Source organism: Mariniphaga sediminis, assembly GCF_003573545.1.
GTDB lineage: Bacteria > Bacteroidota > Bacteroidia > Bacteroidales > Prolixibacteraceae > Mariniphaga > Mariniphaga sediminis.
The window spans coordinates 69,974-93,192 of the sequence record NZ_QWET01000007.1 but is presented as its reverse complement, the minus strand read 5'-3'; the positions used below and the strand labels follow the sequence as shown (position 1 = coordinate 93,192).

24 protein-coding genes and 1 riboswitch are annotated in these 23,219 nt (G+C 42.0%); of the genes, 8 read left to right on the top strand and 16 right to left on the bottom strand.

Annotated elements, in window-relative coordinates:
- Nucleotides 1–40: 40 nt before the first annotated feature.
- Nucleotides 41–274: a DUF5714 domain-containing protein gene (locus tag D1164_RS24210; RefSeq protein ID WP_394340397.1), complete on the bottom strand. Its 234-nt coding sequence runs from the start codon at nucleotides 272–274 to the stop codon at nucleotides 41–43.
- Here D1164_RS24210 and D1164_RS10765 point away from each other — a divergent pair.
- Nucleotides 183–401, top strand: coding sequence for a hypothetical protein (locus D1164_RS10765; protein ID WP_119349988.1), 219 nt, complete (start codon nucleotides 183–185; stop codon nucleotides 399–401). The two genes, D1164_RS24210 and D1164_RS10765, sit on opposite strands and share 92 nt — an antisense overlap.
- A 92-nt stretch (nucleotides 402–493) precedes the next feature.
- Here D1164_RS10765 and D1164_RS10760 read toward each other — a convergent pair whose 3' ends face one another.
- The 9 genes from D1164_RS10760 to D1164_RS10720 form a co-directional block, all read right to left on the bottom strand.
- Nucleotides 494–1,060, bottom strand: coding sequence for a PAS domain-containing protein (locus D1164_RS10760; protein ID WP_119349987.1), 567 nt, complete (start codon nucleotides 1,058–1,060; stop codon nucleotides 494–496).
- A gap of 12 nt (nucleotides 1,061–1,072) precedes the next feature.
- Entirely contained in the window at nucleotides 1,073–1,165 is a 93-nt protein-coding gene (locus tag D1164_RS10755) for a cob(I)yrinic acid a,c-diamide adenosyltransferase (protein WP_119349986.1), read from the bottom strand.
- Nucleotides 1,166–1,208: 43 nt separating this feature from the next.
- The gene (gene nrdG / locus D1164_RS10750) at nucleotides 1,209–1,670 is read right to left on the bottom strand and encodes an anaerobic ribonucleoside-triphosphate reductase activating protein (RefSeq protein WP_119349985.1); all 462 of its coding nucleotides are present in this window, start codon (nucleotides 1,668–1,670) and stop codon (nucleotides 1,209–1,211) included.
- Nucleotides 1,663–3,783 (bottom strand): anaerobic ribonucleoside-triphosphate reductase, encoded by a 2,121-nt coding sequence (nrdD, locus tag D1164_RS10745; RefSeq protein WP_119349984.1) that lies wholly within the window; start codon nucleotides 3,781–3,783, stop codon nucleotides 1,663–1,665. The genes nrdG and nrdD overlap by 8 nt, the downstream gene beginning before the upstream one ends.
- Before the next feature lie 36 nt (nucleotides 3,784–3,819).
- A complete protein-coding gene (locus D1164_RS10740; protein ID WP_119349983.1) occupies nucleotides 3,820–6,240 on the bottom strand; it encodes a ribonucleoside-diphosphate reductase subunit alpha in 2,421 nt (806 codons plus the stop codon).
- Nucleotides 6,241–6,252: 12 nt separating this feature from the next.
- Nucleotides 6,253–7,239 (bottom strand): ribonucleotide-diphosphate reductase subunit beta, encoded by a 987-nt coding sequence (locus D1164_RS10735; protein ID WP_119349982.1) that lies wholly within the window; start codon nucleotides 7,237–7,239, stop codon nucleotides 6,253–6,255.
- Nucleotides 7,240–7,364: 125 nt separating this feature from the next.
- Nucleotides 7,365–7,570: riboswitch (cobalamin riboswitch) on the bottom strand.
- Between the two features lie 159 nt (nucleotides 7,571–7,729).
- Nucleotides 7,730–9,796 (bottom strand): TonB-dependent receptor, encoded by a 2,067-nt coding sequence (locus D1164_RS10730; protein ID WP_119349981.1) that lies wholly within the window; start codon nucleotides 9,794–9,796, stop codon nucleotides 7,730–7,732.
- 46 nt (nucleotides 9,797–9,842) lie between these two features.
- On the bottom strand, nucleotides 9,843–10,652 hold the full coding sequence (locus D1164_RS10725; RefSeq protein WP_119349980.1) for a FixH family protein: 810 nt from the start codon (nucleotides 10,650–10,652) through the stop codon (nucleotides 9,843–9,845).
- A gap of 364 nt (nucleotides 10,653–11,016) precedes the next feature.
- The gene (locus D1164_RS10720; protein WP_119349979.1) at nucleotides 11,017–11,391 is read right to left on the bottom strand and encodes a hypothetical protein; all 375 of its coding nucleotides are present in this window, start codon (nucleotides 11,389–11,391) and stop codon (nucleotides 11,017–11,019) included.
- A gap of 188 nt (nucleotides 11,392–11,579) precedes the next feature.
- Between D1164_RS10720 and D1164_RS10715 the strand changes: the two genes are divergently transcribed.
- Genes D1164_RS10715 through D1164_RS10705 form a run of 3 tightly spaced genes read left to right on the top strand, consistent with a single transcriptional unit; the run spans nucleotide 11,580 to nucleotide 14,083 of the window.
- Nucleotides 11,580–11,825 carry a FeoA family protein gene (locus tag D1164_RS10715; RefSeq protein ID WP_206610984.1) on the top strand — a complete coding sequence of 82 codons (246 nt, stop codon included), beginning with the start codon at nucleotides 11,580–11,582 and terminating at the stop codon, nucleotides 11,823–11,825.
- Nucleotides 11,826–11,828: 3 nt separating this feature from the next.
- Nucleotides 11,829–13,931, top strand: coding sequence for a ferrous iron transport protein B (gene feoB, locus D1164_RS10710; RefSeq protein WP_119349978.1), 2,103 nt, complete (start codon nucleotides 11,829–11,831; stop codon nucleotides 13,929–13,931).
- A gap of 20 nt (nucleotides 13,932–13,951) precedes the next feature.
- Nucleotides 13,952–14,083, top strand: coding sequence for a FeoB-associated Cys-rich membrane protein (locus D1164_RS10705; RefSeq protein WP_119349977.1), 132 nt, complete (start codon nucleotides 13,952–13,954; stop codon nucleotides 14,081–14,083).
- A gap of 103 nt (nucleotides 14,084–14,186) precedes the next feature.
- Here the strand turns inward: D1164_RS10705 and D1164_RS10700 are convergent, their stop codons facing one another.
- The 6 genes from D1164_RS10700 to D1164_RS10675 form a co-directional block, all read right to left on the bottom strand.
- Nucleotides 14,187–14,939, bottom strand: coding sequence for a class I SAM-dependent methyltransferase (locus D1164_RS10700; protein WP_119349976.1), 753 nt, complete (start codon nucleotides 14,937–14,939; stop codon nucleotides 14,187–14,189).
- 195 nt (nucleotides 14,940–15,134) lie between these two features.
- The gene (locus tag D1164_RS10695) at nucleotides 15,135–15,488 is read right to left on the bottom strand and encodes an MmcQ/YjbR family DNA-binding protein (protein WP_119349975.1); all 354 of its coding nucleotides are present in this window, start codon (nucleotides 15,486–15,488) and stop codon (nucleotides 15,135–15,137) included.
- Nucleotides 15,478–15,912 (bottom strand): VOC family protein, encoded by a 435-nt coding sequence (locus D1164_RS10690; RefSeq protein ID WP_119349974.1) that lies wholly within the window; start codon nucleotides 15,910–15,912, stop codon nucleotides 15,478–15,480. Before D1164_RS10690 ends, D1164_RS10695 begins: the two co-directional genes overlap by 11 nt.
- A 30-nt stretch (nucleotides 15,913–15,942) precedes the next feature.
- On the bottom strand, nucleotides 15,943–16,686 hold the full coding sequence (locus D1164_RS10685) for a helix-turn-helix domain-containing protein (protein WP_119349973.1): 744 nt from the start codon (nucleotides 16,684–16,686) through the stop codon (nucleotides 15,943–15,945).
- Nucleotides 16,687–16,771: 85 nt separating this feature from the next.
- Entirely contained in the window at nucleotides 16,772–17,359 is a 588-nt protein-coding gene (locus tag D1164_RS10680) for a GNAT family N-acetyltransferase (RefSeq protein ID WP_119349972.1), read from the bottom strand.
- A 113-nt stretch (nucleotides 17,360–17,472) separates the two neighbouring features.
- Nucleotides 17,473–18,123 carry an STING domain-containing protein gene (locus D1164_RS10675; RefSeq protein ID WP_119349971.1) on the bottom strand — a complete coding sequence of 217 codons (651 nt, stop codon included), beginning with the start codon at nucleotides 18,121–18,123 and terminating at the stop codon, nucleotides 17,473–17,475.
- A gap of 354 nt (nucleotides 18,124–18,477) precedes the next feature.
- Here D1164_RS10675 and D1164_RS10670 point away from each other — a divergent pair, with 354 nt between their 5' ends.
- The 4 genes from D1164_RS10670 to D1164_RS10655 all read left to right on the top strand — a co-directional run bounded on the left by D1164_RS10670 (nucleotide 18,478) and on the right by D1164_RS10655 (nucleotide 23,172).
- Nucleotides 18,478–19,692, top strand: a complete 1,215-nt coding sequence (locus D1164_RS10670) for a PQQ-binding-like beta-propeller repeat protein (protein ID WP_119349970.1) — start codon at nucleotides 18,478–18,480, stop codon at nucleotides 19,690–19,692.
- A 62-nt stretch (nucleotides 19,693–19,754) separates the two neighbouring features.
- On the top strand, nucleotides 19,755–20,999 hold the full coding sequence (locus tag D1164_RS10665) for a PQQ-binding-like beta-propeller repeat protein (RefSeq protein ID WP_119349969.1): 1,245 nt from the start codon (nucleotides 19,755–19,757) through the stop codon (nucleotides 20,997–20,999).
- A 57-nt stretch (nucleotides 21,000–21,056) separates the two neighbouring features.
- Nucleotides 21,057–22,481 (top strand): outer membrane protein assembly factor BamB family protein, encoded by a 1,425-nt coding sequence (locus D1164_RS10660; RefSeq protein ID WP_119349968.1) that lies wholly within the window; start codon nucleotides 21,057–21,059, stop codon nucleotides 22,479–22,481.
- Nucleotides 22,482–22,494: 13 nt separating this feature from the next.
- The gene (locus D1164_RS10655) at nucleotides 22,495–23,172 is read left to right on the top strand and encodes a hypothetical protein (RefSeq protein WP_119349967.1); all 678 of its coding nucleotides are present in this window, start codon (nucleotides 22,495–22,497) and stop codon (nucleotides 23,170–23,172) included.
- The last annotated feature ends 47 nt before the right edge of the window (nucleotides 23,173–23,219 follow it).

Here is a 23,219-nt window from a genome sequence, read left to right as displayed (position 1 = left end):
AGCTATCAACGGTTTTGAAATGTTCCATTATATCTATCTTTTAAAAAATCTCTTCATTACAAAGCATTTGGACACTCCAATCAGCATAGAGGCCCTGAAACTGATTTCCGATCAGTTGCCCCAGAGTTGATGTAGCTGTTGCCGGATCCACTTCATAAACGTAAGGTTTGATAATGGTGCTAATGAACATTCCTGTTCCGATCGCTGCCCCGCAACTTCCATGGGATCCACAAAAAGCTCCCGGTACTTTTCCCGACCACTGGTTGGCGGCCATATCGCCCAAGGAAAGAAACCGGTGCCCCGGACTCCGGGATCGACGGATTCTGATCCACCAGGAGAAAAAGGAAACGATTAAATCGCTGCTCCGTTCGGGATCGGCGAATTCAGATTCGCCGGATTGACAGGACGCGATTTGGAAATCGCATCACCCGGTTCTCCTGAAGTTGACGCGAATCGGAATTCGCATCACCCGCAGGATCGGCGGCAACGAAGGTTACGAAACCTCTCTTTCAAGCGCTAAAAAGTGTAATGAATTGTCTCCTGCAAGTGGAAAAATCCGAACCTCACAATTGTAGGTTGACCCGTTTTTGCGGTAATTTACGATCACTTCCTTAAAAGGTTTTTTTAGCTGAATTTTTTTCCGGATTCCGGATTTTACCGCTTCAGAAGTTTTTTCGCCTTGCAAAAAACCAGGACTTCTGTTTATAGCATGTGATTTAGGGTACCCTGTCATTTCTGAAAAACCATTGTTCACCCATAAAATATTTTTAGTTTCGTCCGTTAACACCAGGGCTTCGTAAGGAAAAGCATTCAGTGTTTTATCCAGATCAATATTCCAGTTGTATCTTCTTGAATATTTATAAAGAACCTGAAGTTCAGTATTTATTTTAGCCTTGTTCAACATTTCCTGATAATAAGGGAAACAGATATCCCAACACAATAGTGGAGGCACAGTCCTGTTCGATGGCTTTAAATACTTCTGAATCTTTTTAAACTCAGATTTTGAAAGACCTGCAAGATACATATCCACCCCCATCATATCGGAGAGATTATTCTTCATTTTATTGTCATTTTAAAATTCAATCCCTTTGCGTGCTTCTATTCCTTTCTGGTAACAGTGTTTAACTTCTTTCATTTCGGTAACGAGGTCGGCAATATCTACCATTTCCGGTGTAAACTTGTATGTCCCCTTTCATCTTGTTGCCCTGCTATTTAAACAGGTGGCTCACATCTTTCATATTACCATCCTGTTGTATTTCAAACAAATGCTGATTGCTGGTTTCACTTTTCAATGCTCCTAATTCTTCTATATAACCACCCAATTTTATATATTGAAAAACGCTGTTATCAAATCCTTCAGGTAACCTGGCACAACCGGAGTACCAGGCCACTTTTATTCCAGCGTAATGAAGGCGTATAAAGTTGGCTAACTCAACAACCCGTTGAGGGTCTCCATCGCCGCCCATAAAACAAAAACAGGTGATGGCTGAGGCGTACTTAGCCATCAATGAAATGATTCGTTCTTCGTTCAGATTTTCGCCAATATCTTTTTGCAAATGCGGGCTGTGGCACCCTTTGCAACGGTTCGGACAATTGGTTATATTAATTGCCAGCGTAACCTCATTTGGTATTTCCTGAAAAACAACGTCGTAGTTATAATATTTAAGCATATTCTTCTACTTTCCGTTCTGCTTTTTCTTTTGCATAATATCTTTGGGCTGCTTCTTTCTGGCGTGCATCAGAGAAACTGCTGATTCTTTTCATATATCCGATGATACGGGTTAGGTAGTCAATATTTTTACTTTTACACCCCGGGCATTCATTTAAATAACGCTTGTCGATGTGTCCACAATCATTACAAATGGTATTTGGAATATTAAAGGTAAAATAATTGCACCCTTCCTGAGCCGCAACCCGGAGCAACTGTCGATATTGCGCAGCGCTTAAATGTTCTTCCAGGTTCATGTGCAATGCCGAACCTCCGGTTAAATGTTCAATGTATTTTTTTCCGTGAATCCTGAATTTATCAATCACATTCAGAGACTCATTTTCTACTATATAGAAATAGCTGTTGTAGCAGTCGCGCGGGACAAAATATCCATCCTCTTTGTCCCATTTGGCATGTTTAACTCCCACGTTTTCCGCCGGAATCATTTCGCAGTTAAACAATACGTCTTTTGATCGATAGTTTTTATTATACTGTTCGATTAACCCCAGGATTTCCTGCGTGAATGCCACATAATCAGGATTATCATTTATTTCGATCCCCAGGAATTCAGCCGCTTCTACCAGGCCGTTTATACCAATGGTAAGATACTGACGGCTCAAATTAATGTATCCTGCATCGAATAACGGAAGCATTCCCTTTTCCTGTAATTCTTTTAAATTCTCATTGTATCCGAGTTGCACTTTATGTACCAGGTCAACAACATCTTCCAAAAAATGAATATAGGGAATCTGTTCCTTTTTTGCCTGTTGAATGCAACGATTCAAGTTAATGGTCAAAACACTTTTAGAGCCGGTGGAAACCCCACCTGCGCCCAGTGTGTAGCTAAATCCGTTATCCTGTATTTCGTTTCGCAAACGGCAGCAGGAACTTAAACTATCTGCATTATCACTTAAATACGTAAAAAACGAATGTCCTTCGGCATACATTTTTGCTGAAAAATCGCCGTATTCTTTGTCTTTTACATCTCCTTCAGCGGCAAGCAAAGCCATGGTTTCCACCGGGAAAGTCAAAACAGTTCTTGTCCTTTCTTTGTTAAACCAAAGCATAAACCGTTTCTGCAACCAGTTTAACGACTCCCATTCAGGTTTACTGCCATCGGGGAATACAAATTCGCCAAACAAGCTTTCAAAATAGTATTTATCGTAGTACGATATATTCCAAAAAACAGCCTGAAAATTACGCGCCCCGGTTGGCTGGTTCAACGAATAGACAATTTGCTCGAAACAATCGGTAATGACTTTATCAATTGAACGTTTTCTTTTTGATAAGTCTACAATTTCATTGCTGCGTTTGTAGTAATCATTTCCGTATTCTTTACCAACAAAATAGTTCATATACATTAAAAATTCAGGCGTAGCACATGCGCCGCTCAACATACTGGAAACGATGAAAACCATGTTAATAAATCCCCCGCAAAACGATTTTAAATTGGTTGGTGCCGTTGAGTTTCCTCCAATTTTAGATGTTCCTTCCAATAGCCACGGATACATGGTTATACTGGCGCAATAGGGAGCAAGACTTGTTTCATCGTTCTTATAAATGAAGTGGTGGTTTAAATAGCTGAGGTATTTGTCCGACAGTTCTTTCCCAAACATATCAGTCAGCCTGTCGGTTAATAAGCGGCGATTTAAACGGATAAAATTTCCCTTGGGAAGTTCGCCGATAAGCGTTGCAATGTTTTTCTTATCTACATTGGCATTGGCATCAAACTTGCTTCCTGAAGCAGCATTCCCGGCCGAACAGTAATCAATTAAAAATTTTATGCGGTCTCTTGTTTCCCGGTCTTCTGAATGTTTCTGGCGATAAAGCATGTATGATTTCGCTGCGGCAAAATAGTTTTCGGCCATTAACGAGCGCTCTACCTGGTTTTGGATATCTTCCACATTCATTTCGTTCCGGATTTTTAGCCGGTGCAAAATATTGGTAAGGTCATCTTCACTTGCAAAACTTCCAACAGAGAGAAATGCTTTTCGAATTGCATTTTTAATTTTATCGATAGAGAAGGAAGCTTTTTTTCCATCTCTTTTAACAATAATCATTTCAGCGCCACTCATAATTTTTCTTTTATTATTTGATTTTGGTTATCTGTTTTATTCGCAACTTGGGCATAACTTCGCCAGCAGTGGATCGGTGGGGCAGCTTTCTCCCTTGCTATTCATCACTTCATCTACTACCTGGTTACCATATTTTTCCCGCGCTTCCAATTCCAGGATTTCTTGTACAGTGCGGGTACCATAAACTTCTTTCCTATTGGCAGCGGATTCGTCCGGCGCTTTTTCCTTTCGTTGGCCAAACCCCTTTCTGCTACCCCGTTTGTTTACCTGCGAAGTATATTTTTCTCCTTTTATCACTTTATCGATAAAACAGTAATAGGTTGATTTCAACTGTTTTTTCCAGGCATACAAATAAATCTTTTCCATTTCAGGTCTCAGTTGTTCGTCAATATAAATTGATTTGGAAACCGCCTGATCCACCGATTCCTGAAAAGCGGCGGCAATATCAATTTGCCTGTTGGGATGAACTTCGTAAGCTGTTTTGAACCAGTCCATATCAATGAGTTCTTTCAAGCCTTCGAGGTTTTGCACCGACCCGTTGTTTCTTTTTATCCGATCGGCCATCTCGTCATTCCAATGTCCTTTCAATTCCAGCGCCCGGATCAACTGTTTGTTGATGACAATGTATTTTCCCGAAAGCGTGTCGCGGGAGTAAAGGTTACTGAAATAACTGTCGACGGAAGAGGTAGTGCCCGCAATGATGGAGATAGTGGCCGTGGGTGCGATGGCCATCAGCACAGCATTTCGTCGGGGCGGATAATCATACCCATTTCCGGCCTTTTTCATTTCATCGTAATGCCGGAAAGCGCCGCGCTCATCAGCCAGTTTTTCAGAAGTTTTGTATGCCTGTTCCTTTAAAAAAGCCCCTAAACTACGGGCTGTTTCCACAGCTTTATCCGAATCGTAAGCAACACCCAATTCGATCAACGCAGCAGCAAATCCCATGATTCCGATGCCAAGCGGGCGCAAATCCATTGTATTTTTCCGGGCAGCTTCTGAGGGATAAAAATTCTTATCCAGAATATTGTCGAGCGCCCGCACCATAATTTGGACGGTTTCGGCAAGCTTCTCCCAATCGAAACCGGTACGCTCACTGTTAATATGCCTTTCGAGGTTGATGGAAGCCAGCGTACAAACGGCTGTCGATTCCGGTGTGTTGGGAATGGAAATTTCAGTGCAAAGGTTCGAACTGTTGATTATGCTGTACTGCGGACATGGATTATGGCGGTTGTGCCTGTCTTTAAAGGTAAGCCAGGGGTGACCGGTTTTGGCCAGCTTAAACAGGTATTTACTGAAAAAATCGCGCCCGCCTATTTTTTTGTAAAGCTTCATTTTTCCTGCTTCGGCCTGTTGAATACGGGCATTGTATTTTTCTGAAAAATCTTCCCCTGTGGCAGTCACCAGTTCCGGGCATTCTCCCGGATCAAACAGGTAAACCGGTTCATCGTTTTCGATGCGTCGCATTATTTCGTCAGGCATCCAGAGCTTGGTGTTGAGCGATGGTGTGCGGAAATAGGCATTCCCGGTGGTTTCGCGTAACTCAAGAAATGCTTCAATGTCGTAATGCCAGGGTTGAATGGAGATCACCTGTGAGCTGCGGCGCCGGCCGCCCTGCTGAATGGAGTTGACCATTGTGTCGAACACTTTCAGAAAAGGAATGACTCCCGACGACCTGGCATTCAGCGAATGGATGTGCGATCCGGTGGCACGTACCCGGCTAACATCGGTGCCCACGCCACCGGCATATTTGGCAAGGAAAGCTGTCTCCGTCAGTTTGTTGGTAATCCCTTCCAGCGAATCATCCACCACATTAACATAGCAGGAGGAATATTGCGAAACGGTAGTACCCGAATTAAACAAAGTAGGCGTTGAGTGCAGATATTCAAGCCGCGACATTTTTTCGTAAACTGCTTTTATCTCCTGCTCGTTGTTCCCGATTCCCATGGCCACCCGCATAAAAAACCACTGCGGTTTTTCAATAACTTCCTGTTCCTGATCTTTCGAGAGGTACCGGTCGCGCAAAGTGGTTAACCCAAAATAATCGAGTAGTTGATCGTTTTTATAATCGATGGCTTCTTCCAGTTCAGAAAGGTTGAACCGGAGGAGGTCTTCTTTCAAAAACCCGGCGCCAACACTGTATTTCAAATAAGCCTGAAAACTCTTAAACCGCCTGTCTACCCGTTTGTTAATCAGTTTCAGCAACTGAAGGGTAGCGAGTGTATCGTACACCGGATGTTTCGGGATAAGGTGCTCTATAGCTTTCAGCACCAGCAAATCAAGTTCCTCGGTGGTAACCTTTTCAGGCACTTTTAAATCGAGCTCTTTTATAATCCGGAAAACCAATTCATAATCATCCTCCACATCCATGCCTTTTATAATTTCGAAAATGGTATTGATGATTTTCTGTGTACGGAAACGTTCCTTTTTTCCGTCTCTTTTTATAACTGTCCGTTGCATTTCACGTTCGCTTTAATAGTTTGTGTATTCTGTTGACGACACTTCAAAAAAGTTAATGAGCTTTTTCACATCTTCTTTTTGAAGAAACCGGAGCGGATTTTCACTGATATTAAATTCTGCTTCGAACCCCAACTCGGTAAGACGCCTGTCGGTAATATACTTCAGGTATTTTTCCAACTCGGGATACGACATCCCCAACAGGCTTCGCTGACCAAATTTCGAGCGAATGTAGTCCAGTTCCAGTTGCAATCCTTTCAGGACAACAGCGCGAATCTCTTCCACAAATTCCTCATCATCTACAATTTCGGGGCTTTCTTCCAGCATAATCAGGATGGCTTCGATACCGTTTTGCAGGTGCAGCGATTCGTCAATCAAAACCAGTTCCACTCCGGAAGCAACATTTTTCATTTTACCCATTTCCTTCAAGGCAAAAAAATGGGCGAAGCTCGAATAAAAGAAGATACCTTCCAGTACGATGTTATTCAGCAAAATAGCGCGTAGTATCTGCTTTTGGCCCTGTAACGTATCAGGGTTAATCTGCCCGTAACTGATTTTGTCGATCTCTTCCACAATCAGCGACTGTTTCTTCCGCAAAAACGGATTAGAAAATGCTACTTCGTACATGGCTTTATGATCCATCCCAAACGACTGCAGCACGCTTTCAAAAAAATCGCTGTGAATGTTTTCCATAAAAAGCTGGGCGCTGAAACTCATTTTGGCATGAGGGTCAGTCAGTAACGGAAAAAAGGCGTTAACCAGCACATTTTGCACCAGCAATTCGGAAGAAGAAAAGTAACCGACTGCCGTGTCAAACAGATCTTTTTCGTCGGGCAAAAGGTGGTGGTAATCCAGCGCGTCCTGCTGGATATTCAGCTCTTCGGGAAACCAGACTGCTTTTTTTTGTTTTTCATACAGTTCCCTGAAAACAGGGTACGAGGGATTCTCGCTAAGTCTAATGTTGTCGCGCACCGAGGTACGTCCGATTAATTTTGCCTTCATACTTCGTTTTTTTAGTTATTCACCAAATTCTCCCGGAAGCAGAAAGGCCCAAAGACGGAATATCGAAAACGTTGTATCTAACAGAAATATTCAATCCCGAACCAGGCTCTAACTCCCGAAAGCCTAATTAAAAAACGATTATGGCAGGTCTTCTGGCTTGTCCTGTTTTTGATTGCCTTCCCATCCGGCGGCTACCGGACAGTGGCTATGAAGTTCAAAAACTTTTAACGGACTTACAGCTGCGGGTACAGCTCCCGATTTACACGGGATTCCCTTTTTTTATCATCAAAAAGATTTATTTTGAGATAAACCTATAACCGTGATGCAATTTTAAGGTTTTTGAATTGATTTTAATGGAAAGAGTTATAAACAGGTTGCAAATTTTTGGTCAATATTCGCCTTATAAAATGGGATTTATTCGATGTTGATAAATCCGAAAATCCACTGTTTTATGTTGCTCATTTTCCTTTCCTCAAACGAAGGTTCCGGCTTAATGTTTATAACTCACCGACAGGTAAAAATTTCTCCCCGGGCGGTTATAGTTCCCCCAGTCAAGATGCTCAGAATAAACCTTATCCAGAATATTTTCGATGCCTGCATTCAAATGAATAACCGACGGGCCTGCTTTTATTTTATACCCCGTCTTAAAATGCAGTAAAAAAAACCCGGGGGTTTCTGTCTCTCCAAAATTTTTGTTTATCCGGTTTTGCGGGGCGGAGTATTCGGTTTCGGCCTGAACATTAAAATTTTTCCCTTCCACATGAACTGAAAACAAATTTTTGAGTGGAGGGATTAAAGGCAACGGGCGGTTTGCAAAGGTCTCTCCCCAATTATATTTCATCACATTAAAAAACTCAAGCCATTGAAACGGTTCCCACAAAAATTGCACGTTGGCTGAAAACAGCCTGGCAAAATCGATATTTTCATATTTTTTGATGCCTGAAGCGTATAAATTCAATGCCTCAAACCCCGGGTCGTTAAGTCCCAGAATATAATTGTTGATATGATTGTACCGGGCTTCTGCCGAAAATTTAAAACGGGCCTGCGAATAATTCAGGTGGACAAAAAAACTGTATGATTGCTCTGGTTTTATATGGGGATTACCCAGATAATCGTACCCGTCGAGGGCGTTGAACAGGTAAAAACCAAATTGCTCCGAGAGTGTGGGAAGTCGCTCGCCCCACCCTACTCCGGCTTTGAGTTGCCAGAACCGCTGAAGGGAATGGGCTACCATCAGATTTCCCGATTTGACTATTTTTTGAAAATTTCGGTCAACCGGGTATCCCAACGAATTAAACTGCTGCCTCCCCTGTTCCGATAAAATTACGGAGGAGCTGTAATCCGCGCGAAAGTCGGCGCTAACCATTGTTTTCGGGCTTAACACGTAATCGTTTTTAATAAAAACACCCGATACCCACCGCCGGTTTTCGGGCCAGGTTTCTGCAAACATAGGCGGCTCTCCGGGATTTGAAAGGTTATTCATAAACATGGTCATTTCGGCTTTCGACCAGTTGGAATAACTTTCCAGTTTAAACGAAAACAGGTTTTTCTCTGACCAGCGGATATCCCCTTCTGCAAAGGCGCCGCTGGTGCGCGTCCATCCGGGCATATCCATTTTCATGTAAACACTATCCAACTTACCCGTCTTTGAGCTTTTCACAAAATATAAGCTATCCCGTTGCGAGTCGTCCATGAGGTGAAAAACCGAATTGCAATACACTTTCGCTTTTAAGTTACTGATATTCAACATTCGCTTACCTGAAGCAAATTCCAAACTGTACATTCGCCCTTTTGCCCTGCTTACATCCATGGGCAAGGCCGGATACCCGATATCGAAAGCATCATCAATCAGCCAGTCGAAAATAAAACGATGCCTGGAAGCCGGACTGTACAGAAACGATTGGAGGAGATTTATTTTTCCATATTGCGTGAATGGCACTGTTTTTCCGTCTCCTCCGGCATAGGGTAAAAAATGTTTGTAAACACCACTTACCCGGTAAGCCCATTGTTCCTGACCATAATTCAAAAGAAGAAACCCGGTTTTTCCGGTGGAAACGGTTTCATACCTGGCACCTGTTTCCAGATTGAAAGCCGATTTCTCGGGCTGTTGCAATTCCATATCAAAAGCCCCCCCGACTGTGCTGCCGCTTTTGTTGCCAGTTGTTCCCTGGTTTAACCGGACACTTTTCAGATTAATTGGCTCAATATAGGAGGTGATGGGATCCATTTTGTCGGTGCAGGCGCCAAACATTTTCATTCCGCCAATGGTCACATTAATCTGCCCGCCGGAAAAACCGTTTAAAACAGGTTCCCGGGCATACGCCCCCCTGCTGATAAGGGAAACACCTCCCAGGCGGGCATTCATTTTATCGATCCCCGAACTGTGAGACGACTGGTAATATTTTACCATGTTTTCATCGTTCAGAATAAAATTCTGCGTCACCGTTATTTCTTCAATCTGAACAGTATCTTTCGGCATGTCGCTGCCGGATTGTTGTGCCCACAAATAATTGCTAAAGGCAATCAGCGGGCACAACAAAAATAATGAAGTCTTCATTGTTATTCCGGTAAAAAAGGAAAGAGAAAGGATGCTCTTTACCCCATTAAAAAGTTACATCAAACGATAAGTCGTTGGCAACCGTTGCCCCGTTTTTGGTAAGCTCCAGGTTTATACGCCACCAACCAGTCATGGTAAAATTAACCTTTCCTTTGTAGTGCCCGTTTCCAACATGCACGGGATTTTCATTATTGGGTGAACCGTGTCCCATGGAAGGCATTTCGGGCTCTATGGTTATTGAAATGTCTTCGTCAGGCGGAAAACTCATCATGTTTTGGCGGTAGTGAACCGTGAACTCAATATCGTTCATTCCTACTTTTGGTTCTGACGGTTCCAGCAGCGATATGAAATAGATTTTCCCGTCAATTTCAGACATGATACTTATTTTACGCGCTTCCTCAAGACTTTTGACCACCGGTATCATAAAATTGACGGTATCTTTTACACCGTCAGCATCTATTGCCACGGCCAGGCTCCAGCTTTCATCGGGATTATCAGGCATAATAAAAACTACGGCGCCTTCAAAATAACCCTCTTCGTTTGGAAACGTCTCCGGATTTTCGACGGGTGCGGCATGTTTCATTGCGACCATATTCATCAGCGGAAAAAATGCGACAGATGCCTGGGATACCGGTTCCAAATCCGATTTTTTTGTAATATCGAGGAACAGGCTATTATACCCTTCAAACAACGTATCTTTTGCTAATAATTCTACACTAAAATAACCGGATTCGGAGTCAGCTTTTGCGATGGATACCATCGTCTCTTCTATATCCTGAATATATTCATCGTCTTTCTCACAGGCTACAAAAACAAGAGCAAGAAAAAGCACGATCAAAAAATTTCTGTTATTCATCTTTCAATTAAAAATCTTAAAACTAAATACATATAAAACATGGTAATTTTCCTCTCTTCTCTCCCATTACATTGTATAAAATAGAAACAGGAACTGTGTATCTTCAGAACAATTAAGCTGCTCCGGAGATACCATAAACACCCTCGTTCCCCATCAGGGAAGCGGTTAAATGGCGTAAAAAGAAAGGTTGAACGGGAGACTGCGTTGAATTTATCCGTTTATTTTATGCTGCGACTATTTCGTTTCAGTGGCATTGAATTTTTCGTAAACAACGGAAATGGTTCGCATAAAATCCGTTTTATCCAAACAAAAAGCACATCGGAATAATTCCAACGAATAAAATCAAAACAATCTCTAAAAGGAATTATACTTTTTGAGGCGGATGAAAAACAGCCTCGTAAAAATTAAAATCGTATCCGGGAATAATGTAACCGAATTCGGCAGGATGTTCGAAAACACAAACCGAAATACTGTACCCCGCAGGTAAATTGTATTCTACGCGTTCTGTTTTCGAAACAGCAGGAGCTTGTTCATCTTGCGGGGTGTCTGTATTGGTTTCCCTGATTCTTTTTTCCAGGTAACACTTTCCCTGGCAACAGGATTTTGGGTTATCCCGTTCAATACATAAATTTTCAATAATATACTCCTTAAAAGCATAATATTCTACAAATGGCAACACGGAGTGCAAAACCAATATGGCCGACAAGACAACTGATATGACCGGATATTTTATTGACACACCTAGGAAACACAACTAAAAAATGATTGTTCAATCAGAAATAACTTAAAATACGCGGGCAAAATAAAATACTTTAAAATCCCTATTTGTTGGGATTGATCCGTTTCAGGAAATACAATATTATTGCCCTCTTAAAACAGAGTCAGATATTCAGAAAAATTGTAAACGAGAACATAAATTGCTGCCTGATGTTAAATAAAGTGATAAAAAACACAATTGCCCATTTGAAAAAGGGGGAAAAAGGGATTATCGGGGAATATTCAACCGATGCCATCCCTGTAAAATTGCAGGAGATGGGGTGTTTGCCCGGGAATGAAGTACAACTCATTCAGCTTTCTCCTTTTAACGATCTCTTGTATTTAAACATCAGCGGTAGTTATTTTGCCATACGCAGGGAGACCGCCGCATTAATAGAAATTGCGAAAGCAGAATGAAACATGGCAGAACTCAATGTGGCGCTTATCGGAAACCCGAATACAGGGAAGACCTCTGTATTTAACCAGCTTACCGGGTTAAACCAGAAAGTAGGGAACTACCCCGGTATTACGGTTGAAAAGAAGGTAGGTACCTGCAAATTGCCGGACGGCTCCAAAGCCCGGATTACTGACTTGCCGGGAACTTACAGCCTTAATGTAACATCTGCCGATGAACAAATTGTGGTGCAACTGTTGCTTGACAGTGAGCCGGAGAGTCGTCCCGACCTGGTGGTTATGGTGGCCGATGTGGAAAATTTAAAGCGAAACCTCTTCCTGTTCACACAGATAAAAGATCTTAAAATTCCGGTCATCCTGGTTGTTAACATGGCCGACATAATGCCGCGAAAAGGGATTTCGCTGGACATCGCCTTATTTGAAAAACAACTGCACACCAAAATTGCACTGGTGAGCGCCCGGAAAGGAACCGGCATTGACGAGTTAAAAAAACTCATTTTACAATTCCGGGAACTGTCAGTCAGTTCCTGTATAAAAGTTACCGATATTGATCCGGTGTACTTTGCAGAACTGCAAAAAGCTTTCCCCGGTGAGGATTTGTATAAACTCTGGCTGACTCACACCCGGGAGTCAGATTTTCTCGATCATAAAAATAGTGAACACCGGTTGCACGATACCAATGGTTTTCCCGAACGAAGCCAGACGGAACGCAAAAAAATGCAGCAAAAGGAAACCATTTTGCGCTATCTGTTTATTAATAAGCTGCTGAAAGAAGGGTACAAAAAGGACCTGGCCGCCGCAACCGACCTCCGCAGCAGGATAGATCGTATTTTAACCCACCGGGTATTGGGTTATGTCATTTTTTTCCTGATTATGCTGCTCGTATTCCAGTCAATTTACAACTGGAGCAGCTATCCCATGGATTTCATTGACGGGTTGTTTGCATCCATGGCCGAATGGGTAAGTAACACCCTTCCTTCCGGCTCTTTCACCGAACTTCTTGCCGAAGGTGTTATTCCGGGCATTGGGGGAATCGTGATTTTTATGCCGCAGATTGCCTTTCTTTTCCTGTTCATTTCCATCCTCGAAGAAAGTGGTTACATGAGCCGGGTAGTTTTTATAATGGATCGTTTTATGCGCCGTTTCGGGCTAAGCGGGAAGAGTGTGGTTCCGCTCATATCGGGCACTGCCTGCGCCATTCCGGCCATCATGGCCACACGGACCATCGAAAACTGGAAAGAGCGCCTGATTACCATTCTTGTAACGCCATTCATAACCTGTTCAGCCCGTTTGCCGGTATATCTTATTATTGTGGCGCTGGTAATTCCCGACCAAAATTTTATGGGGCTCAACCTGCAGGGGCTCACGCTGATGGTGCTGTACCTTCTCGGTCTTATTATGGCCATTTTTTCAGCCTTCATTTTAAACAAAATACTGAAAATAAAAAGCCGTTCATTTTTTGTGGCCGAAATGCCCGGCTACAGAATGCCGATGGTAAAAAACGTGACCTACACGGTGGTGGAGAAAACCAAAGACTTTGTGGTTAATGCAGGGAAAATAATTCTGGCCATTTCCATTGTACTCTGGTTTCTGGCCTCGCACGGGCCTTCCGAACAATTTAAGAATGCAGAAGAAATCGTCATGGCGCAACCCGGAAACACACAACTTAGCGAAGAAGAGCGGAATACAGCTATCGCATCGTACAAGCTACGCCATTCATACATTGGCATCATCGGGCATGTCATTGAACCCGTCATCCGTCCACTGGGTTACGACTGGAAAATTGGGATTGCACTGGTTACTTCATTTGCCGCCCGCGAAGTATTTGTAGGTTCTCTCGCCACCATATACAGTGTGGGAACCGAAGAAAAAGAAACGATAAAAACACGGCTTTCCGGTGAAATAAACGAATGGACAGGAGAAAAAACATTTAACTTTCCAACAGGCATTTCCCTTCTCCTCTTTTACGCCTTTGCCATGCAGTGTATGAGCACACTGGCCGTCGTAAAACGGGAAACGTACAGTTGGAAGTGGCCCCTGATCCAACTTTTTTTCATGACCGGCTTTGCTTATGTTACGGCTTTGCTGGCATACCAGTTTATAAAATAGACACTAAAAAATTGAGTAAGATGTGGGAATTACAAAACATACTGGTTTACCTGATTGTATTGGCAGCGCTGGCTTACCTGGTTAAAAAATTCTTCCTGAAAAAGAAACGAAACTCCCATTCAGGATGTGACACAAATTGCGGTTGCCATTAAGTTATTTAAAAATACAAAGGCTGTCGGGGCTTTGGGTTCCGACTGATGCCCAATGAACGTAGCACAGGAAATCCTGTCAATCAATCGGGAAAGTGGCTGGCGGTTATTGCTTTACGGCCACCACTCTCAATCTCACATAGTCTGCATACCATTGATTGTCCTTAAAGTTTGTGGGTCTCACTTTCTCTTCCACTTCCGATAAAATTTGTTCTGTAATGGAATCATCTAATGTTTCCAGGAAAGATTTGCCAAACATATAAATCCAATTCTTCATTCCATCATTGTCTTTCAGCGGTGTGTCCCTGTCGAAATGAGAAGCCCATTCTACCCTAAATCCCTTTGTTTCCAGCAAGAAAGCATATTCAGAAAGTGAGGGAAAATACCACAATTGCTTTTGGGCAAGATCAACGTATCCGTGTTTTTCCAAGGTACTTCTCAGGGCTGAAACGATGTTTCCAACATTTCCTTTTCCCCCAAACTCGGCAACAAATCTCCCTCCCTTTTTCAAGCTGTTATAAATACAGTCTACGGCTTTTTCTTTTTCCAGCACCCAGTGCAGCGTTGCATTAGAGAAAACCGCATCCATTTTTTTTCCGAAGCTAAAGTTGTCAGCAGAGGCTACCATAAATTCAATGTGAGGATATTTCTCCCGGGCCCTTTTTATCATTTCCTCAGAACTGTCGATCCCCAATACATTGGCGCCAGTTTGACTGATGATTTCAGCTAAATCGCCGGTTCCACACCCCAAATCCAAAATATCTTCTCCCTTTTCAGGCGCCAGTAACTTAATTACATCTTTCCCATAGCCCGAAACAAAATCATGTTTTTGGTCATACAGATTCGTATTCCACTTCATCTCATTAAAATTGTTTATTTCGTTTGTATTCGATGTAACTCCCGATGAAACGAAGTTCGACCTAAGTCAATTTTAATTCTTCTTGCCTGTCTGCCGGTAGGCAGGTTTGTGAATTTAAAGAATTAAAATTCATGTTCGTTTCATATCTATATCTTTTATTGTCTGTTTGAATCAGACCTTTCTGTTGCGCTCTTTCTATTCTTCTGCCAGTTCTTTTTGTACTTTTTTTGGAAGAGCGGCAACAACCAGGTTATAGGAGTTTCTAATCCATTCTTCCAGTAATGTATCTGAAATACTACCGTTTGTTTTTATACTATTCCAATGTTTCTTATTCATATAATAACCGGGAATTACGTCCTCATATTTTTCACGCAACAAAATGGCCTCCTCGGGATTACATTTAAGATTAATCAGCTCATAATCCTCCACATCGGTAGCACAGAACATCTTCCCTTTAACAGAAAACACTAATGTTTTGTTGTCAAAGGGCATTTTTTCTTCTGCCCCTTTCATCGACAAACAATAATCTCTTAATTCTTCAATATTCATCTCCTTCAGATTTTTGAGCAAAACACAGAATGTAACCATTTATGTCCTTCAGGTAAAATTCCTGCATGCCATACCAGGAAGTTTTAAGTTCCGTAACCGAAAGCTCTTTCTCTTTCAAGATTTTGTAGAACTCTTCCATGCCTTCAATTTCCATATAAAATGAAACGCTTGCTCCAATAGATAATCCTTTTGAAAGCACCACATCATTCTTAAAAGAATCCGAACGTTGAAACATGAGTTCCACACCGTCTTTTTGCATCAATGCATAAACATATTGCCGGTCATCTGCCAAGTTCTGATCGACACTGTCCTGACTTTCCGGAACAGCCATAATCAATTTAAATCCAAGATTTTCTGCATAAAAATCAACGGTTTGTTTAATATCCGCTACTTCTAAGTTTGGGGTAAGTTTGCCTGCTTTCATTTTTCTATTTTTTAAAATTATACGACAAAACTACCCTTGCTTTGGCTTTGATAATTGTATAAATCGGTCGTTTTTGTTTTTATACAATTCTTTTGGCGTTGCTCCCGCATATTTTCTTACTTCCCTGATAAAATGGGCCTGATCAAAAAAATCATTTTTAGGGTACAAATCACCGTTTGAAATTTGTTTAAAAGAGGATTTAAAGCGTGTAATTTTTAAAAATTCTTTTAATGAAAAGCCAAACTGGTTGTTGAAATAACGATTGATTTGCCGGCTACTCCAAAATACGCGTTGTGAAAGTTCTTTTACCGAATTTGGTTTATCCTGATAAACAAACTTAAAAAGCTGTAATTTTCTGTTGTCGATTTCTCTGAGGTGTTTTATCGAATTATCCAGCCTGTATGTTATGTCTGAAACAAAGGATTCAAACTCATTACTTTGGTATTTATTGATATTCCAAAAATCAGCAGGCAACGGTTTCGTGGTGTCCAGAATGGATTTTATTTCTTGTTGAAAAAGGTATTCAGTCGCCAGGAGTTTAAACCGGACAGCAAACATTTTAGTCGATTTTGGAATAATTACATTTGTTGGCTTTGTCCACACACCGGTAATTTTCAGGCTTTTAAATATTCCATTTTTAAATTCTGCAATTAAATCAAAATAACCGTCAGGCAAAATAGTATGTTCAATATCCGTTTCAGTATTTTCATATTCCCAAAAACACTGAACAAAATGGGTTAAAAATCCAACCGGTTTAATTTCTCTGTATCTCATTGTAGTGTCGTAAAGTCGGCCTCTATATTCTGGAAACGGCGATTTTCAATCGGAATCAATGCGGTTACAAACCGCATCACCCTCATTATAACCAGCTTTTTAGGCCGGTTGTTTTTGCGTTGATGTTTTTCCATTCCCCTTTTAAAATACTATAATAAATGGTGTCTCGTCTTCGGTTATGAGTCATTAGGGTATGGCTCCTTAAAACTCCCTCTTCAACGGCTCCAATGCGCTTCAGGGCATTTCTCGCCGGCTCATTCAAAACATCGGTTTTAAATTCAACACGCTCACATTCAAGTTCCTCAAAACAATATTTAAGGAGCAGGTATTTGGCCTGGTCATTTATTCCTTTCCCCTGATATTTCCGGCCTAACCATGTCCATCCTATCTCTACCCTTTTGTCGCGTTCCGAAATATTTCCAATGCTTGTGGAGCCTGCAACAGAATTCGTTTTTTTGTCCACAATGGAAAGCGCAAGCCGTTTTTTAAGGGTTAACTCCTTTATTCCCGCCTCAACCCACGCCAGGAGTGCATCCTTTTCAGATAAATCGTTGGTAAAGTATGTCCACAAACCTTTATCCTGCGTTAATGGTATAAACTCATTGTAGTCATCGCGCCTCACAGGTCTCAATAAAACCTGCTGCGACTCAAACATTTTGGTAAAATCTATCATGTCAATAATTAACTAAAAACCTTATGCCCTACCGGGGTCAGTTCTCTCACCGCCTAAACGTTCCTGACAAATTCCCGGTGCCAATTTCAGCCCCGTCCCATTAGGATCAGGGGCTACTCTTCCACTATTTTAAACTTTGCCAATACTCTGTTTTGACTGTTTTCTGAAATAAGTTTCTCTATTTTATCTGTAAAAATTTTATGATATTTCATGGACTTCTTCTCGTCATACTCTTCTCCCAATTCATTTTTAAGATATTTAGGCAATGAAAATAAAGTCCTCGGGAAGTCTTTTATAATAATAGAATCGCCTGTTCTTTCAGCCCGGGCCCAAAAGCCGGAGTTATTTTTTCGATTCTTCAGGTTGATACTCTCCAATTTTTTGGAATCATTCAGTTTATCCGCAACTTCGCATAATTTCTCATTCGAACGGGGAACAATTATCTCAATTGATATTTTATCCAAATCATAGAATTCTGTTTTTTTATCCCCGAATTCTATCTCATTTTCAAATTCATATAAATTGTAAGATAAGTTTTCGAGAAAATTAATATAGTAGCCATTAGCCAGAATGTCAGCGATTTCCTTCTTATAGACTCCAATATTTTTCCTGATTATTAATACAATAAACAGAAGTAATACCACTATACCCAAAATGAGTGCAATCCAAAACTCAAAATCTTTTATTGTTGTGAGAATCGTCAAAAAACCGGGAATTACAGATATTAACAAATCCTGTAAATTGAAAAATTTTAATTTTTTCATATCCTTTTTTCATTTTCTTATTATCAGGCCATAGTATTATCTTACAATTTTACTACAAAATTCAGGAATACAGACTAATGATAACATCTAAATTAAGCAGGCCATTGATAGTCTGCAAAATTATGTTTGGAACTAAACATCACAAACTTATCTTAATATTCGGTTAAGTTAAAGTCAGGAAACTAACTTTCAAATTTTTCGTTGAATCAAAAACTCGCCCGTTTTTTTGTTAATGACTTCTTAACAAAGTGTAAACATATATCACTATTTAGACATGTAATAAATTACAACAGTGCATTGTAAATATCACTTATTGGTTTTATTTTTAGGCAATTAATTTAAAACCGAAAATCAATGTTCAAAAGGGTAAGTTTTCTATTTATTTCACTAATATTCACGGGACTAACGGTGTTTTCGCAAACGCCCACCCGTTGGAGAGGGCCAAATGGCAGCGGTGTTTACGATGAAACTGGCCTGTTAAAAAAATGGCCGGATTCCGGACCGGAAATTATTTGGCATTTCGATGAACTGGGAGAAGGGCATTCCTCACCGGCATTTGCCAACGGTTTGATTTATCTTTCAGGAATGATTGACCAGACAGGTCACATTTTTGTTTTAAATTACGATGGCAATCTGGAATGGAAGGCTCCTTACGGCGAAGAATTTCACGAAAGTTATCCCGGTTCGCGTTCTACACCTGTTGTTGCCGGCGATTTGCTTTACATCTACTCCGGGAACGGAGTGCTGACCTGCATGGATGCACACAACGGAGGAGTAAAATGGCGTAAAGATGTTTTTAAAGATTTAGACGGGAGAAACATCAGGTGGGGAGTTACTGAAACACCGGTTGTGAATGAAGACTTAATTTTTATTACTCCCGGCGGAAAGAAAAACAATGTGGTTGCACTCAACCGGTTTAACGGAAACCTGGTCTGGTCGTCACCAGGCAATGGGGAGCTTTCAGCGTACTGCACCCCGCTTTTGGTGGAACTTCCGGCCCGAAAGCTTTTGGTTACAATGACGGCTGACCACATTATAGGGATTGACATAAAAGACGGCAAAACACTATGGTCGCATCCACAAACCAACAAATGGCAGGTTCATGCCAACACACCCATTTATCACGATGGCGGTCTCTTCTGTTTCAGCGGTTACGGACAAGGAGGCGTTAAACTCGACCTTAATGCGGATGGAAGCAGTGTTACCAAAGCATGGTTTAACGAAAACCTTGACAACCGCATTGGCGGGATGGTACTGGTTGACGGCTATCTTTACGGCTCGGGCGACAACAACCGCCAGTGGCGCTGTGTTGATTGGAAAACCGGCGAAGAAAAATATGAGGCTACGGATATTGGGAAAGGCGTTACCATTTCTGCCGACGGGATGCTATACTGCTACAGCGATCGGGGTGAACTAGCCCTTGTCGGGGCTACTCCCGAAGGCTTTAACCTGGTAAGCAAAACCCGTGTGGAGCTGGGATCTGCGCAGCACTGGTCGCATCCGGTAATTCATAACGGACGGCTTTACCTGCGCCACGGAAATACTATGATTGCTTACCGGATTAAGTAATCAGACGACATTCAATACAAAAATCCGGCTTGTTGTTCAGTTAAACCAACGAAAATAAAACCATGAAAGTTTTTTGGAGGAGTTTGATTCTGCTTCTAATTGTTTCTTCATCTAATGCCCAACCGGCACAATGGCGCGGCCCTGACCGCGACGGACATTTCCCCGGAACCGGCCTTTTAAAATCGTGGCCTGAAGGTGGCCCGGAATTAATAGTGAAAGCTGAAAATATCGGGAAGGGGTGGTCTTCACCTATTCTTGCAGATAATATGATTTACGTATCGGGGATGATTGATACCCTGGATTACCTGACAGCTCTTGACCTGGATGGCAACGTGAAGTGGCAGGTTGCGTACGGTCGGGCCTGGAACCAGTCATTTCCAGACACACGAAGTACGCCAGTTGTTGAAGACGACAGAATTTATGTACAAAGTGGAACCGGCCGTGTGGTCTGCATCAACAGGGAAACAGGGGAAGAAACCTGGGCCGTTGAGGTAGACAAGGATTATCAATGCGAATACCATGTCTGGGGAAATTCTGAAACTCCGCTGGTTATTGACGACAAGGTAATTTGCACCCCCGGAGGAAAGGAAACAAGCGTTGTGGCTTTAAATAAACTGACAGGGGAATTAATCTGGAAAAGTGAATCAGTGGGCGGTCCCCGTTCCTACATCTCAGCCACCACTTATGAACTTAACGGACAACGGTTTATCCTGACGGCCACTGCCTCTCATCTGATATCGTTGGAGCCGGAATCGGGAAAAGTTGTTTGGACATACCAGTACTGGCAGCCCGAAAAATGGAAATACCAGGATAATGGCCTGATTTTGCCCAACACCCCGATCATAAAAAACAATGAAATTTTTATTACAACGGGATACAATTATCCGGCAGTGATGCTGACAATGGACTCTACCGGAACTTCCGTTACTGAAAAATTTGTCGATCACACACTCGACAACCACATTGGCGGAGTAGTGCTTCACGACGGATACATTTACGGTTCAAACTGGTTCGACAACCGGCGTGGCCGTTGGGTTTGTATGGACTGGGAAACCGGCGAAATAAAATACGTGGCCGATTGGGATACCAAAGGCCCCATTGTAATAGCCGACGGGTTGCTTTACGCCTACAACGAACGTGGAAATGTTGGGTTGATTAAACCCGATCCCAATGGATTTGAAGTCATCAGCGAATTCCGTATTACCGAAGGTGCGGGCCCTCACTGGGCGCATCCGTTTATTGCCGACGGGAAGCTACTGATGCGGCATGGCGAGGTACTTTTCGCCTTCGATATAAAAGAAAAATAAAACAGCTTTTCAAACCTTCCAGGTTTTAACCCCTGGAAAGTTTGGGACAAAAAATCAATGGACAGCAGGCGAATCATAAAAATTCTATCCTATTCCCTGGGGATTATTTCCCTTGGTTTTATTGCATGGTGGCTACAGGCCGATCCTACCCGTGATTTCGAAATAAACGTGGAAGGCGCTGATAACCGCGGCAAGGGCGCCGAAGCGCAGGTTGTGGAAATTGGAGAGTACTTTGAGCAGTTTGCTGAAAGTTATACCGGAATGACTGAAACCTGGCCACGTTTCAGGGGAGAAGATTTTGACAATATTTCCAAATCACCGGTAAAACTTATCGACAAATTTGACAGCAACGGACCAAAAATTTTATGGAAGCAGGAGTTGGGCGAAGGACATTCCGGAGCCGCTATTTACAAAGGACTGGTTTATGTACTCGATTACGATGAAGAAGAACGTGCCGACATATTGCGGTGCTATTCACTGGCTGACGGAAAAGAAATGTGGGTGCGCGGCTACAACCTGAATATTAAGCGTAACCACGGTATGTCGCGCACCATTCCGGCAGTTACCGAAAATCATATCCTGACCATGGGGCCCTTGTGCCACGTGATGTGCCTCAGTCGCGAAACCGGTGACTTTATGTGGGGTCTCGACGTAGCCAGGGAATATGAGTCGGAAGTACCGCTGTGGTACACCGGTCAGTGCCCGCTTGTCGATGACGGGAAAGCCATTATTGCCACTGGCGGCAATGCCCTGATGGTAGCCATCGACATGAAAACCGGCGAGAAATTGTGGGAAACCCCCAATCCGGAAGGCTGGAAGATGTCGCACTCCTCGGTAATGCCTTTTACCTTTTGTGACCGGAAAATGTATGTTTACAGCGCCATTGGCGCTTTGGTGGGTGTGGCTGCCGATGGCAACGATGCTGGCAAAATCCTTTGGCAAACAACGGTATGGAATCACTCGGTAGTAGCGCCTTCACCGGTTTGTATGCCAGATGGCAAAATTTTTATGACTGCCGGTTATGGTGCCGGGGGAATGATGGCCGAACTAACGGAAAACAATGGAAATTTCTCTATCAACGTACTGTCGAAATATGCCCCCCGGGAAGGCCTTGCCTGCGAACAGCAAACACCGCTATACTGGAACGGCCATCTTTTGGGCATTGTGCCCAAAGACGGTGGTCCTAACAGAAACCAGTTGGTTTGTGTTCATCCCGACAATCCGAAGGAAATGGTATGGACCAGTGGAACAGAAAACCGTTTCGGACTGGGGCCCTATTTTATTGCCGATGATAAACTGTTCATTCTGAATGATGATGGAACGCTTTTTATTGCCAGGCCCAGTACCGAAAAGTATATTCAGATTGATCAGGTGAAAGTGATTGAAGACGGGCACGATGCCTGGGCGCCGTTTGCCATTGCAGACGGGTATTTAATTATGCGCGATTCGAAAAGGATGGTTTGTATTGAATTGAAATCATAAACTTCTTGAAACTATGAAAAATTATCAACTCATACTAATTATTCTATTGTTGTTAACAGGAATATTATCCTGCAAAAAAGACGAGACAGAAAAAGTACCGGAATATCCGGTTCAATACGTTTACAGTTATGAAACAGAATCTGTTGTAAAAGTTTTTGCAAAAAACGGGGAAATTACTTCGAATGAAGAAGTAATTAACAGATTTAAATCTTATTTGGCTGAAAAAAAAGAATCATCGGAATATAAAGGAATAACAGTAACTTATATTTCTGCCGATACGATACAATTGCAGATTGATGAAACACCGGAAGAAAAAATAAGAACTGTTCACAGATATAACGGGGTAACCTACTGGGAAAGTCAGGATACAACAAAATTTCCAATCTTAAATTCATCATTTGTTAAAAGCAGTTTGTTTAAATATTCTCCCATTTATTATGTAGAATATAATCTTCCCTGGACAACCGGATTTCGTAAATCAGTCCATTTTAAGCAATGTTATTATGCTGTCGAAAACAATGAAAAGTTAATTATTCCTTTTATTGATTTTGCTGGCTATACTATTGAAAACGGAGCTTTTGTGGGGACCGGGTTTAATAATACATTTGATGAAAACTCAATATTAAATTTTGGTTTGAACGATACAGTTGTTATCAGGGAATACGCTGTAGAATTGGAAAAAATTAATTAAAAAAGATTTAGAAATACTTGTTTTTGCAACATGAATAAATGTTTCAG